This is a genomic window from Streptomyces sp. NPDC044061 (assembly GCF_056434305.1).
The window spans coordinates 25,272-38,290 of record NZ_JBWKFL010000016.1 but is presented as its reverse complement, the minus strand read 5'-3'; the positions used below and the strand labels follow the sequence as shown (position 1 = coordinate 38,290).

The following is a 13,019-nucleotide window of genomic DNA, read 5'->3' as shown; positions in this document are numbered from 1 at the left end:
GCCCTCAGAAGCAGACGGCGGTGTTGACGCCACGGATGACGGCCTGCTCGGCCTCCTTGGTGAAGTCCTCGTTCAGCGTGATGGACAGCTGGACGCGGATCTCCCGGTCGGGTGTGGTCGCGGCGAAGGTGGCGTACCCGGGGATGCCCGCCCCGTGGCCCCACAGATCCAGGTCCTTGTCGTTCTGCAGCTTCATCAGACCCAGGCCGTAGCCGATGCCCATGGGAAGGTCCCTGATCATCTCGCGGGGCAGCGGAGTGGTCATCTCCTTGAACTCCGGCTCGGCGAGCAGCTCTCCGCCGAACAGGGCCACCAGGAACCGGTCCAGGTCGGCCGTGGTGGAGATGATCTCGCCCGCGCAGCCGGCCTCGGAGGGGTTCATCAGGGTGACGTCCTCGGTGCGGCCGCCGATCCGCATGTAGCCGTGGGCGTGCGGGCCGGGGATCTCCGGGGCGTCGCCCGGGAGCGTGGTCTCCTTCAGCCCGAGCGGCTCCAGGACGCGCTCACGGATCTCGTCGCGGTACGAGCGGCCGGTCACCTTCCCGATGAGCAGACCGATGATGAAGTAGTTGGTGTTGCAGTAGGCGAACTCCCGGCCGGGTTCGAACTCCAGCGGCTTGCCGGCCGCGATGGCGATCAGGTCCTCCGGCTCGTAGTGGTTGTAGCGGTCGCGCAGGAAGCGGTCGCCCGGCTTCTGGAACGAGTCGGCGTAGTTGTAGAGACCGCTGGTGTGCTGCAGCAGGTTGCGGACGGTGATCCGGTCGCCGTGCGGCAGCAGCCCGGGCAGATAGCTCTCCACGGTGCGGTCCAGCTCGATCCGGCCCTCGGCGACCAGCTGCAGCACCACCACCGAGACGAACGGCTTGGTGATGCAGGAGATCCGGAACCGGCCGTCCTCGGGGACCGGCCGATCCGTGCCCAGCTCCGCGACCCCGGAGGTCACGACGAACGTGTGCTGCCCCCGGGTGACCCGGAACTGCACGCCGGCGGCGCCCAGTTCGATGAGACGGTCGGCCGCGCGCCGGACCGCCTCCTTGTGGGCCGAGACCTCCGGCCGTGCGATGGTCGTCTGCGACATGTCGGCACACCCCTCGTGTGGCGGTTGGTTGCATCCCTCTGGGTCCTGCTGACAGGGCCCGGAGGGAGCCTGGCCGTCCGCGATCGAGGCGCGCACGCGAGCCGCTTGAGCGCCGCTCAGGCGAGGTCGTCGCGGGTGACCGTGCGGGCGGCGACCTGGAGCGCGCCGTCCACCCGCACCAGCACGTCGTCACAGACGCACACCCGGTGCACCCGCGAGTCCCCGCCCGTCCGCGAGGCGTACACGATCGCGTACGAGCGCACGCGCAGCGTGCCGTCGGGCCGCTCCGTGACGTCGAACATGCCTACGAAGTGCCGGTGGCGAGTGCCGCTCGCCGCCAGCTCGGCCGCGGTGCGGCCGGTGGCCGCGGCCAGGTCCGCCCGGCCGGTCACCGGCTCGGGCAGGGTCGGGACGGCGAAGGTGGCGTCCTCGGTGAACGTGGCCGCCCACCGCTCGCACTCGCCGAGGTCCAGCAGTTGCATCTGGTGGGCGTAGAACTGCTGCACCTGGGCGTACAGGGCGGCGAACGCGCCGGCGGCCCCGGGCCGGCTCGCGGTTTGGATGGTCATGGACATCTCCGTTCCGTCGTCGGTGCGGCCACTGTGCGGGGTGCGGGTCGAGTGGGCTTCGAAGACTCCTCAAGTCCGCGCCTCGAGCGAGCTTCGTCCGGGCTTCTAGTGCCGCGGGACACGGTCGGACGCATCAATCGCCGCTCGGGAGGAAGACCGATGACGACAGTGACGAACCCGGTGGCCCTGGTCACCGGAGGCACCAGTGGCATCGGGCTCGCCGTGGCCCGGGAACTGGGCCGCCGCGGCCACCGTGTCTTCGTCTGCGCCCGCACCGGGCACAAGGTCGAGCGGACCGTCGAGGAGCTGCGGGAAGAGGGCCTGCCGGTGGCGGGGGCGGAGGCCGACGTGCGCTCCGCCGCCTCGGTGGCGGCCCTGGTCCGCACCGCCGTCGACACCTTCGGCCCGGTCAACGTCCTGGTCAACAACGCGGGACGCAGCGGCGGCGGTCCCACGGCCGGCCTCACGGACGAGCTGTGGTACGACGTCATCGACACCAACCTCAACAGCGTCTTCTTGATGACCCGCGAGGTGCTCACCACCGGGGGGCTGGCGGAGGCCGGGTACGGCCGGATCGTCAACGTCGCCTCGACCGCGGGCAAGCAGGGCGTCCTGCTGGGCGCCCCGTACTCGGCGTCCAAGCACGGCGTGGTCGGCTTCACCAAGGCGCTGGGCAAGGAGCTCGCCCCGGCCGGCATCACCGTCAACGCCGTCTGCCCCGGCTATGTGGAGACCCCGATGGCCGAGCGGGTCCGCCAGGGCTACGCCGCTGCCTGGGGCACCACGCAGGACGACGTACGGGAGCGGTTCGAGGCGAAGATCCCGCTCGGCCGCTACTCCACCCCCGAGGAGGTGGCGGGCCTCGTCGGCTATCTGACCACCGAACAGGCCGCCTCCATCACCGCGCAGGCGCTCAACGTCTGCGGCGGCCTGGGCAACTTCTGATCCGGAAAGAGGCTGTTGAGATGTCTGCTGAGCGAGTGCACCGTACGCGGCACGAGATCGCCGTGGCCGCCCCCGCGAGCGTGGTCTACGGGATCGTCGCCGACGCCGTCAGGTGGCCGCTGTACTTTCCGCCGAACGTCCACGTGGAACAGCTGGAGTCCGACGGCCGGCAGGAACGGCTGCGGATGTGGGCCACGGCCAACGGCCGGACGAAGTCCTGGACCTCGCGCCGCGTCCTGGACGGCGGGCGGCGGCGCGTGGAGTTCCGTCAGGAGCAGTCCGCACCGCCGGTGAAGTCCATGGGGGGCACCTGGATCGTGGAGCCGCTGGGCGACGGGGAGTCGAGACTGGTCCTGCTGCACGACTTCACCGTCGAGGGCGACGCGGCCTCCGACGTGGCGTGGGTGGAACAGGCGACCGACACCAACAGCCGTGCGGAGCTGGGGAGTCTCAAACGGCTCGCCGAGCGCTGGGCGGGCGTGGACGAGCTGCTGCTGTCCTTCGAGGACTCGGTCCGGGTCGCGGGACCCGCCGAGCCGGTCTACGAGTTCCTCTACCGGGTGCGCGACTGGCCGGAGCTGGTCCCGCACGTCTCCCGGCTGGACGTGGTGGAGGAGGAGCCGGGAGTCCAGATCATGTCGATGGACACCCGCACCGCGGACGGCTCCACGCACACCACCGAGTCCGTCCGCGTCTGCTTTCCGCACGCCGGACGCATCGTCTACAAGCAGACCGTGACACCCGCCCTGATGGCGGCCCACATCGGCGAGTGGCAGGTCGTCCCCGACATGTCGGGGGTGACGGTCACCTCGCACCACAGCGTCATCCTGCGCGAGGAGAACATCGAGCGGGTGCTCGGCGAGGGCGCCGGCCCGGCTCAGGCCCGCCGGTACGTGCGCGAGGCACTCGGCCGCAACAGCACCGCGACGCTCAACCTCGCGAAGAAGTACGCGGAGGGGACACCTCCTGAAATGCGAGTCGATGTCAAATCATAGTAAGTGGAACTTGAATCTGTAATGACGATGTGTCCGCCGTGCCGGGCTCCCGCGAATGCGAAGTGGAAAGTCGCTTGAGCGTCGGTGGATAAGCAGGGAACGAAGGAGTGACTCGCACTACCGTGCCCTTGACGACGGGTTTTGACTCATCGTTGACTTGGTGCAGCACGGCAAGAAAAACGGGGAGATACTGTGCAGATTCAGCTTCTGGGCCCCCTGGGGGCAACCGTCCGAGGAGAATCCATCGTCCCGACGGCGGGCAAGCCGCGGCAGATCCTGGCACTCCTCGCCCTCCATCCGGGCAGGGTCTTACCGGTGTCCACGCTCATGGACGAGATCTGGGGCACGGAACCGCCTGCGAGCGCACTGACCACGCTCCAGACGTACATCCTCCAGCTGCGCCGGCGCCTGGGCACCGCGATGGGCCCGGACGCGTCCGGGACGGCGAAGGACGTGCTCGCCACCCGACACGGTGGCTATCTGCTCCAGGTCGAACCGGCGTGCACCGACGTGCGCGAGTACGAACGGCTGGTGAGCGCCGCCCAGAGGGCCTTCGACCAGAACCGCGACGAGCAGGCATCCGGGACGTTCTGCGAGGCGCTGTCCCTGTGGCAGGGACCGGCGCTCGTCGACGTACGCGTCGGACCCGTCCTCGAGATCGAGGTCAGGCGGCTGGAGGAGTCCCGGCTGGTCGCCACGGAACGGCGCATCGACGCGGACCTCCGGCTGGGCAAGCACTCCCAGCTCATCGCCGAGCTGTTCGACCTCATCTCACGTCACCCGCAGCACGAGGGACTGCACTCGCAGGCGATGGTCGCGCTCTACCGCTCCGGCCGGCAGGCGTCCGCCCTCGACGTGTACCGCAGGCTGCGGGGACGGTTGATAGAGGAACTGGGTGTGGAGCCCTCGCCGCAGCTGCAGCGGCTCCACCAGGCGATCCTCACGGTCGATCCGCAGCTCGACGTGCCCGCCGGTGGGCGCCACGGCTCCACCTTCGACCTGTACGCGGCCTGAGGGCAGGGCCCCGCCGGAAGGGGGACGACCACCGGGCCGGAGGCGGAGCACACCCGCTTCCGGCCCGCCCCCGTGCCGCACCGGGTGGGGCTCCTGTTCCCGAGCGTCCCCCCAGGGGCTACCAGGCAGTAATCGACTACCCCTAGTCTGCCGTCAAGTCAGCGACGACATAGGGGAGTTGAGTCATGCGTGCGGTGAGACGACTGGCGGCGCTGCTGGGCGTGGCCGTCATGGCGGTGGCGGTACCGGGGAACGCCCACGCGGCGTCGCCGAAGTTCTCCGAGACGACGGCGATCGGGACGCACAACGCGTACGACAAGGCCAAGTACACCTACTTCGCCCAGGCGTTGGATTCCGGGGCCTCGTTGCTGGAGCTGGACGTGTACGTGGACAGCATCACCCACCGGTGGCGGGTGAGCCACAGCAACCCGTTCGGCAACGACAACAACTGCGAGGCCGCGAAGACTCCGGCAGAGCTGTACAGCAAGAGCCGCAACCAGGATCTCGGCAGCTGTCTGGACAACATCGCGGCCTGGAACCAGCTCCACCCCGACCACCCGCCCATCGTGTTCAAGGTCGAGATGAAGGTCGGCTTCAACAACAACGCGGGCCTCGGCCCCGACGAGTTCGACACGCTCGTGTCGCAGAAGCTCGGCGGCAGCGTGTACAAGCCGGCCGACCTCCTGGGCGGGACCTACCCCTCCCTCGACGCGGCGGCCAGGGCCGACGCGTGGCCGTCCCGCGACTCCCTCAGGGGCAAGTTCCTCTTCGAGCTGATCCCGGGCACGGTCGAGCAGTCCAACCCGTTCGACCACTACTGGACGGACGAGGAGTACGGCGACCATCTGCACGACCTGTACGCCGCGGGGAGGCTCGGCGAGGCACAGGCCTTCCCGGCCGTGCTCGGCGCCGGGAACGGAGACCCGCGCACCAGCCGGTACGACGCCTCGATCCGCCCCTGGTTCGTGTTCTTCGACGGGGACGCGGCGACGTACGTGAACAACGGATACGACACCTCGTTCTACTCCGCCAACCACTACATCCTGATCACGACGGGCGCCGACGGCGTCTCACCGGCGATCTCCTCCACCAACCCGACGGACGCCGAGGTCGCCGCCCGGCTTGCCCTGCTGGCCAAGGACCACGCGAGCCTCATCACCTCCGACTGGTCGGCCAAGTCGGCGTCGGTGCTGAGTTCTGTGACGACCCGAGGCTGAGGTTCCGGGTACGCGGGCGGATCTCCCGTGCCAAGGTGGGGCATACATCAGTCAACTCCTGTCACCCCACTGACACTTCGGGGGAGTCCCCATGCTCCACGGCATCGACGTCAGCGCGTTCCAGTCCTCGTCGTACGACACGGACGGCCTCTCCTTCGTCTTCATCAAGGCGACGGAGGGGCGTTCGTACGTCAACCCGAGACTCGCCGCCCAGACCAGGACGGGCCGCGACGCGGGTCTCGTCGTCGGCTTCTACCACTTCCTGTGGCCGGGCCACATCGCCGCCCAGGCCGAGTACTTCGTCACGCACGCCCCCGAGAAGGCGGGCGACCTGCTCGTCGTCGACTGGGAGACCACCAGCGACGGCACGCACGCCAGCAACGCGGAGAAGGACCTGTTCATCCGGACGGTCAAGGAACTCCGCCCGCACAACAAGGTCCTCCTGTACGCCAACCGCGAGTACTGGCTGAACGTCGACGTCACCTCGTACGCCGGCGACGGCCTGTGGATCGCCGACTACGTGAGCGCGGGCCACCCCCGGATCAAGGCCAAGTGGCGCTTCCACCAGTACAGCAGCGAGCCGCACGACAAGGACGTGGCCGACTTCGCCGACAAGGCGGCACTACGGGCGTGGGCCACGTCCTGAGTCCGCGCGCGACCGTCTAGGCCCGGAAGTCCGCGGAGCGTTCCGGGGACGCCGCCGCCAGGGCGTCGCGCACCGCCTCCAGGCCGGCCCGCAGGCCGTACACCGGGGTGCCGGGCTGCTGGCGCCAGGAGTCGTCGATGCCGCCCGCGTCGACCGTGTCGAAGCCCAGCTCGTCGATGAGGTCGCGGACGACCCGCTTGGCGGCCTCGTCGTCGCCTGCCACCGGCAGGGCCATGCGTTCGGGGTCGCCGGCCGGACGGGGGCGCTCCAGGATGTCCTGGGCGTAGGTGCCGTTGAAGGCCTTGATCACGGGGTGTCCGAGGTGCCGTTCCGTCCAGCGGCTCTCGGTCAGGCCCTCGTCCTCGATACCGGCGATCCGGCCGTCGCGCTGCTGCGGGTAGTAGTTGCCGGTGTCGATCAGCGCGACGCCGTCGGCCGCGCCCTGCAGCAGGCCGGAGGGGAGGTCGGGGACCCGCTTCAGCGGGACGGTGACCACGACGACCTGCGCACCCCTGGCGGCCTCCTCGGCCGGGACCGGCGTCGCTCCGGTCTCCTCGGCCAGTTCCTTCAGGGTCTCGGGGCCGCGTGAGTTGGCCACGGACACGTCGTGGCCGAGGGCGGTGAGCCGCCGGGTGAGGTTGCCGCCGATGTTGCCCGCGCCGATGATGCCGATCTTCATGACAGGCCTTTCCGGGGGTCGATGCATGGCCGACGCACGCGATGGATGCATGTGCATGCGCCTGTGTCCGGCGACAACCCCGCCGCCCCGGGGACTATTCCGCCCCCTGCGGCAACCGGATGACGGCACGACGAAGGGGGTGCCCGCCCTGCCGGCCGGGCACCCCCTTCGGTCGCGTCACTTGTCCAGGTAGGCCCAGAACTCGTCGAACGACAGGACCTTGTCGCCGTTGAGGTCGCGGGTCTTGATGATGGCCTCCGCCACCGTGTCGGTGACGTTCCAGTCACCCTGCTGGGCCAGGGCGGACTTGAACTCGGCGGCAGTGATGAATCCGTCACCGTCCGCGTCGATCCGCTGGAACTGCTTGCGTGCTTCCTCGATGTCCGCCACCGATCCGCCCCTTTTGTTCGTTTTTCTCGTGCCGTGCTGGCGTACTGACGCTGGTCAGATTAACGGCCCGTGCGAGCCTCCAGTGCGGCGACCACCCAGGCGAAGTCCTCCTCGTGGGCGGAGACGGGCATTCCCTTCAGGATGCCGATCAGTTCGCGGTAGCGGGCGAGCCTCGGATTGTGGGAGGCCTTCATCCGTGCCAGGACGGCGGCACGGTCGGCGTTGCCGAGCAGTTCCCGCAGCACCTGCTCGGCCCCCGGCGCCTCGGGCGCGAGGCCGCGCCCGCGCGCCTGCCCGGCCAGCTCGACGAGCCGCTTGAAGAACCACATCGACGCCCCCGGAGGGGTGTCGTGCCCCCGGTCGGCGGCGTTGAACTCGGCGGCGCCACGCATCTGCGCCCGGAACTCCGGGTCCTGGACCATCTCGGCCAGCTCCACCCAGGCGTCGACCTGCTCGGGCGTCGGGCCGTCCGGCAGGTTCAGCGCGGTGTCCCGCATCCGGGCGCGGATCTCCGGGTCCGCGGTGTCGAGCCCGTGGAACGTCTCCTCCACGAACTCCTCCATGATCCGCTTGCGCTCGGCCGCCGACAGCCGTGCCAGTCTGTTCATCAGGGTCGTCTCCTCCGCCGTCGAACCACGTCGCGCCACCGACGACAGCACCGCCCGCGTCACCTTCAGCGACCGGATCTGCGCGTCCAGCGCCGCCACATGGGTGGCCGCGACCTCGGCCACGGTCCGCTCACCGGCCAGCACCCCGTGCACGTCCTCGAGGCCGAGCCCCAGCTCGCGCAGGGTGCGGATCAGCTCGAGGCGGGCCACGCAGGCGGCGTCGTAGAGCCGGTAGCCGCCCGCCGACCGGCCCACCGGGGGCAGGACGCCCTCGTCGGACCAGTAGCGGATGGTGCGAACCGTCAGGCCGGTGGCCCGCGCCAGCTCGCCGATGGTGAGGAGTCCGGTGCCGTCGTCGATCACGTCTGCGAGTCTGGGCCTTCCAGTCGGTGGAGACTCAAGGAGCGGTCGTGGAGACCTTGCGGGACATTCTCGACGCGGCGGCGCGGGGCGTCTTCCCGCCGGCGGACGGCCGTACCACGGTCGTGCCGCAGCACTGCCACCGGGACGCGGGGGTGCTCTCGTTCACCGCGCACTCCGTCGTCTTCACCGACGAGGACCCGCGGTGGGTGCACGCCGCTCTGGACGCCACGGACTGCGACCCGCTCGCCGCGACGATGAACCCCGCCTTCCTCGCCGCCTTCATGGCACGGACGGAACGCAGGGCCGAGACCGTCGACGCGCTGCTGGTCGGCTCGCCGCTGCCCGGCGAGCCGCCGCTGGAGCTGCGGGAGATCGAGGACGCCGGTCATCCGCGGATCCGCTACGCCCGCGGACGGCGCGACGAGGTGCGGGCGTGGACGGCGGACGGCGGAGTGCTGGTCATGGGCCGCGGGGTGGGCGGCCGGCTTGAGGTGTCCGTCGAGGTGGACGAGGGGGTACGGCACCGGGGGCTGGGCCGGGCGCTGGTGACGGCGGCCCGGCAGCTCGCGACGGAGCCGCTGTGGGCGCAGGTCGCGCCCGGGAACGCCCGCAGCACACGGGCGTTCCAGGCGGCCGGTTATCGCGCGGTGGGCGCGGAGGCGCTGCTGCTGGGCGACGCGTCGAGGGGTTCCGGGTCAGCGGAAGATGCCGGTGTGTCCCAGTGAGTAGCGGCCCGGCTGCGGGTAGACGGCGAGGCCGTGCGGACCGCTGCCGACTCTGATGCGGGCGACTTCGGTGCCGGTACGGGTGTCGATGGCGTAGACCTCGGAGTTGTAGCGGCCGGAGAGCCAGAGGACCTTGCCGTCGGCCGAGACGCCGCCCATGTCGGGGCTGCCGCCGCCGGGCAGGTGCCACTTCTTGGTGAGCCGTTTCTGGGTGAAGTCGAAGATGGAGATGGTGCCCTCGCCCCGGTTGGAGATGTACATCTCGCGGGAGTCCCGGCTGATGTACAGCCCGTGCGCGCCCTTGCCGGTGGCGAGGAATTCAGGCTCGGCGAAGGTGTCCCCGTTCAGGATCCACACGCCGTTGGCCATCATGTCGGCGATGTAGAACAGCTTTCCGTCGGGTGAGATCTTGACGTCCTGGGGCATGGCGCCGTGATGCGGCAGCTTCCGCTGGGCGAGGACCTCCATCCTCGCCGTGTCGACCTTGAGCAGTTCCCCGCTGAACTCGCAGGAGACGATGAAGTACCGGCCGTCGATCGAGAAGTCCGCGTGATTGACGCCGTAGCAGCTGACGGGCACGGACTTGACGACCTTCATGGTGTGCGCGTCCCGGAAGACGAGTCGTCGGTCCTTGGAGGCCATGACGACGGCGTACTTGCCGTCGGGGGTGAAGTACAGGTTGTACGGGTCGTGCACGTCGACCGGACGGCCGGCCTTCCCGGTCCGCGGGTCGATGGGGGTGAGGCTGTTGCCGAGGTCGTTGTTGACCCAGAGGGTCTTCAGGTCCCAGGACGGCACCACGTGCTGGGGCTGCCGGCCGACCGGGATGGTCTCGACGATGCGGTAGGTCCGCGGGTCGATGACGGTGACGGTGTCGGAGTTGGTGTTCGGGACGTACACCCGTGACGGGAAGTCCTTGACGACGGGCGAGAGTTGGTTCGGCCGGTCGGCGGCGTAGAGGTCGGCCGCGTCCTGCACCGGAGGCATCCCGGGCAACACGTCCACCTGCTGCTTCTTCACCTGCGGCGGGACCGGCGCCTTGCTGCCGATGGCCTCGTTCTCGCGGTGCTGGGTTCCGCCGCCGCACGCGGACAGCAGGGTCAGGGCGGCGAGGGCGGCTCCGGCGGCGAGGAGGCGGGCGGCTCGTGTGGGTTGCATCAGCTCAGCAGCTCCGTGGTGGTGACCGCGCGCAGCTGGCGCCGGTCGAGTTCGTGGAGTACGGCGGGGAGGGCGGCGGCGGTCTCCGGGTAGCCGAAGTGCAGGCTCACCACCGATCCGCCACGGACTTCGGCGAGGACCTTTCGGGTGATGGCGTCGGCGCCGGGCCGGGTGTAGTCGAGCGAGTCGACGTCGTACGACAGCACGTGCGGGTAGCCCGCGGCGCGGGCGAGCCGGGCGACCAGCGGGGAGGCGGTCGGGGAGCGGGAGGGCCGGAACCAGGTGCCGATGGATCCGGTGAGCCGCTTCAGGCGCTCGGCGCAGTCGGTGATCTCCCTGCGCGCGTCGGTCTCCGCCATGGCGTTGACGGAGACGTGCCGCTGGGTGTGGTTGCCGAGGTCGTGGCCGCCGTCGAGGATGCGGCGGGCGAGAGCGGGGTGTTCGTCCAGCCAGGTGCCGACGGCGAGCACGGTGAGCCGGGCGCCGCGCTGTTCGGCCGCGCCGAGCAGGGACTCGGCGAGGTGGGGATCGCCCTGGCCGTGGAAGGTGAGCGCGACCTGGGGGCGGGTGCGCGGGCCGTGGGTGATCTGGACGGGCTGCCCGGGGTAGGCGCGGGGGGCGGGTGCGGTGCGGGTGGTGGCCGCGGGGTGGCCGGACGCGGGGGCGGTCGGGACGGACGCGGAGGCCGCGGCGGCGGGCGGCGCGGCCTGGCCGGCTCCGCACCCGGCGGCGAGCGCGCCCCCGGCGACGAGCCCGGCTCCCGTGCGCAGCACCTTGCGTCGGTTGGTCGTGGTCACCCACACCATTTAAGGGGGGTCAGGTAAGAAAACCGCCGATTGGCCCGATCTGCGGACCATGTCGGGTCGCGGCGCCCGTACACGCGCGCTCGCGCACCGGCCTAGCGGTCGGCGACTCGCATCTCGAACCAGGTGGTCTTGCCGCGCGGCAGGAGGTCGACGCCCCAGCGGTCGGAGAGCTTGTCCACCAGGAACAGGCCGCGGCCGCTGACGTCCATCTCCTGAACCGGCATCAGACAGGGGAGCCCGCGCGAGGGATCGCGGACCTCGACGCGGATCCAGCCGCGGCGGCGGTGCATGCGGAGGCCGAAGACCCGGGCACCGGTGTGCCGTACGGCGTTGCCGACGAGTTCGGAGACGAGCAGGACCGCGTCCTCGGTCAGCTTGGGGGTCAGCCCCCAATGCCGCAGCACGACGATCTGGGCCAGTCGGCGCGCGGTGGCCGCGGACTCCGGGCGGGACGGCAGCGGCACCTCCGCCTCCGTCGGGTTTCCGAACAGTTCGAGCGCCTTGAGCGCCCGTTCGTCCTCGACCGCGGGCGACCAGCGCGCCGCGGCCGCACGGCTGTGTCCCCGCGGCTGTTCGATGCCCTCCAGCCCCGCCATGCCCCCATGATGGCCGTCCGGAGCCGTCCGCGTGGCCGTTCCGGAGGAATACGCCCCTCGCACAACCCTGTCACACACCGGCCGATCGGCATATGCCGATGGCACGTCGGGGTCCGGAGCAGCCCGGCTGACCTGCGGCGACGTCTCACTTTCGGGCAATCGACAGACTCCCTCGACGAGGCAGGCTTAAGGCTGCGTTAAGGCTCCCATAAACCGCCCCATCGAGGGACCCCGGATCAGACGACGTGTCAATTGCAAGCCGTCTCGGGGGAATCAGTGTGTGACGTTCAGAGGAACTTGGCCTTGCCGGGGCCCTCCTCCACGAAGCTGCGCATGCCCCGCTCGCGGTCCTCGGTGGCGAACAGACCCGCGAACCAGTTGCGCTCGAGGGCGAGTCCGGTGTCGATGTCGGTCTCCAGACCGGTGTCGATGGACTCCTTCGCCGCGCGCAGCGCGATCGCCGGTCCCTGGGCGAGCTTCGCGGCCCAGGCGTGCGCCTGCTCGTACACCTCGGCGGCCGGGACGACCCGGTCCACCAGGCCGAGCGCGAGGGCCTCGTCGGCCTTCACCTGACGGCCCGTGAAGATGAGGTCCTTGGCCTTGGAGGGGCCGACCAACCGGGACAGCCGCTGGGTGCCGCCGGCGCCCGGGATGAGACCGAGCAGGATCTCCGGCTGGCCCAGCTTGGCGTTCTCGGCGGCGATGCGGTAGTCGGCGCACAGGGCCAGCTCGCAGCCGCCGCCGAGCGCGTACCCGGTGACGGCCGCGACGACGGGCTTGGGGATGCGGGCCACGGCGGTGAAGGAGTCCTGCAGGGCGCGGGCGCGCAGGACCATCGCGGTGTGGTCCATGGCCTGCATCTCCTTGATGTCCGCGCCCGCCGCGAACACCCGCTCGCCGCCGTAGATCACCACGGCGCGCACGTCGTCGCGGCGCGTGGCCTCCTCGGCGAGTTCCTTCAGCCGGTCCTGGGTGGCGACGTCCAGCGCGTTCATCGGCGGCCGGTCCAGACGCAGCGTTCCGACGCCTTCGGCGACTTCGAGAGTGACGGTCATGCTCCGCAGGTTAGCGGGCGTTCACGTCGGGGGCAGCACCGGTACGTCGTCACCCGCGGACCGTCTCGGGTTGCCCGGGGGGGTTCCCCCTGCCCCCCAAGGGGGGGGGGGGGGGGGGGGGGGGGGAGGCGGGGGACCGCCCCTTTCTCTGGGACCCGAACACCTTCCGTCCCTC

15 protein-coding genes are annotated in these 13,019 nt (G+C 70.5%); 6 read left to right on the top strand and 9 right to left on the bottom strand.

Translation table 11 applies throughout. The annotated features are described in order from the left end of the window. Positions 1-4 precede the first annotated feature (4 nt). A complete protein-coding gene (locus AC07CM_RS25835) occupies positions 5-1,078 on the bottom strand; it encodes a serine hydrolase domain-containing protein (protein WP_478878818.1) in 1,074 nt (357 codons plus the stop codon). 116 nt (positions 1,079-1,194) lie between these two features. Further along, positions 1,195-1,647 (bottom strand): nuclear transport factor 2 family protein, encoded by a 453-nt coding sequence (locus AC07CM_RS25830; RefSeq protein WP_478878817.1) that lies wholly within the window; start codon positions 1,645-1,647, stop codon positions 1,195-1,197. A gap of 159 nt (positions 1,648-1,806) precedes the next feature. Here AC07CM_RS25830 and fabG point away from each other — a divergent pair, with 159 nt between their 5' ends. The 5 genes from fabG to AC07CM_RS25805 all read left to right on the top strand — a co-directional run bounded on the left by fabG (position 1,807) and on the right by AC07CM_RS25805 (position 6,464). Beyond that, entirely contained in the window at positions 1,807-2,592 is a 786-nt protein-coding gene (fabG, locus tag AC07CM_RS25825) for a 3-oxoacyl-ACP reductase FabG (protein ID WP_478878816.1), read from the top strand. A 20-nt stretch (positions 2,593-2,612) separates the two neighbouring features. Next, on the top strand, positions 2,613-3,587 hold the full coding sequence (locus AC07CM_RS25820; RefSeq protein WP_478878815.1) for an aromatase/cyclase: 975 nt from the start codon (positions 2,613-2,615) through the stop codon (positions 3,585-3,587). A gap of 192 nt (positions 3,588-3,779) precedes the next feature. After that, positions 3,780-4,601 carry an AfsR/SARP family transcriptional regulator gene (locus tag AC07CM_RS25815; RefSeq protein WP_478878814.1) on the top strand — a complete coding sequence of 274 codons (822 nt, stop codon included), beginning with the start codon at positions 3,780-3,782 and terminating at the stop codon, positions 4,599-4,601. A 185-nt stretch (positions 4,602-4,786) separates the two neighbouring features. Beyond that, complete coding sequence (locus tag AC07CM_RS25810; protein WP_478878813.1) at positions 4,787-5,818, top strand: phosphatidylinositol-specific phospholipase C domain-containing protein; 1,032 nt, start codon at positions 4,787-4,789, stop codon at positions 5,816-5,818. A gap of 91 nt (positions 5,819-5,909) precedes the next feature. Continuing rightward, entirely contained in the window at positions 5,910-6,464 is a 555-nt protein-coding gene (locus AC07CM_RS25805) for a GH25 family lysozyme (RefSeq protein ID WP_478878812.1), read from the top strand. A 16-nt stretch (positions 6,465-6,480) separates the two neighbouring features. Here the strand turns inward: AC07CM_RS25805 and AC07CM_RS25800 are convergent, their stop codons facing one another. The 3 genes from AC07CM_RS25800 to AC07CM_RS25790 form a co-directional block, all read right to left on the bottom strand. Beyond that, positions 6,481-7,143 (bottom strand): NADPH-dependent F420 reductase, encoded by a 663-nt coding sequence (locus AC07CM_RS25800; RefSeq protein WP_478878811.1) that lies wholly within the window; start codon positions 7,141-7,143, stop codon positions 6,481-6,483. 177 nt (positions 7,144-7,320) lie between these two features. Beyond that, positions 7,321-7,533, bottom strand: a complete 213-nt coding sequence (locus AC07CM_RS25795) for an EF-hand domain-containing protein (protein ID WP_478878810.1) — start codon at positions 7,531-7,533, stop codon at positions 7,321-7,323. Positions 7,534-7,592: 59 nt separating this feature from the next. Further along, positions 7,593-8,504 (bottom strand): MerR family transcriptional regulator, encoded by a 912-nt coding sequence (locus AC07CM_RS25790; RefSeq protein WP_478878809.1) that lies wholly within the window; start codon positions 8,502-8,504, stop codon positions 7,593-7,595. Between the two features lie 47 nt (positions 8,505-8,551). Here AC07CM_RS25790 and AC07CM_RS25785 point away from each other — a divergent pair, with 47 nt between their 5' ends. After that, complete coding sequence (locus AC07CM_RS25785) at positions 8,552-9,229, top strand: GNAT family N-acetyltransferase (protein WP_478878808.1); 678 nt, start codon at positions 8,552-8,554, stop codon at positions 9,227-9,229. On the opposite strand, the gene AC07CM_RS25780 is transcribed toward AC07CM_RS25785, so the two are convergent. The 4 genes from AC07CM_RS25780 to AC07CM_RS25765 all read right to left on the bottom strand — a co-directional run bounded on the left by AC07CM_RS25780 (position 9,200) and on the right by AC07CM_RS25765 (position 12,844). Beyond that, positions 9,200-10,387: a YncE family protein gene (locus AC07CM_RS25780; RefSeq protein ID WP_478878807.1), complete on the bottom strand. Its 1,188-nt coding sequence runs from the start codon at positions 10,385-10,387 to the stop codon at positions 9,200-9,202. The two genes, AC07CM_RS25785 and AC07CM_RS25780, sit on opposite strands and share 30 nt — an antisense overlap. Next, entirely contained in the window at positions 10,387-11,193 is an 807-nt protein-coding gene (locus AC07CM_RS25775; protein WP_478878806.1) for a polysaccharide deacetylase family protein, read from the bottom strand. Before AC07CM_RS25775 ends, AC07CM_RS25780 begins: the two co-directional genes overlap by 1 nt. Positions 11,194-11,285: 92 nt before the next feature. After that, positions 11,286-11,789 (bottom strand): ATP-binding protein, encoded by a 504-nt coding sequence (locus AC07CM_RS25770; protein WP_478878805.1) that lies wholly within the window; start codon positions 11,787-11,789, stop codon positions 11,286-11,288. A 287-nt stretch (positions 11,790-12,076) separates the two neighbouring features. Further along, on the bottom strand, positions 12,077-12,844 hold the full coding sequence (locus AC07CM_RS25765) for an enoyl-CoA hydratase/isomerase family protein (protein WP_478878804.1): 768 nt from the start codon (positions 12,842-12,844) through the stop codon (positions 12,077-12,079). Positions 12,845-13,019: the final 175 nt, after the last annotated feature.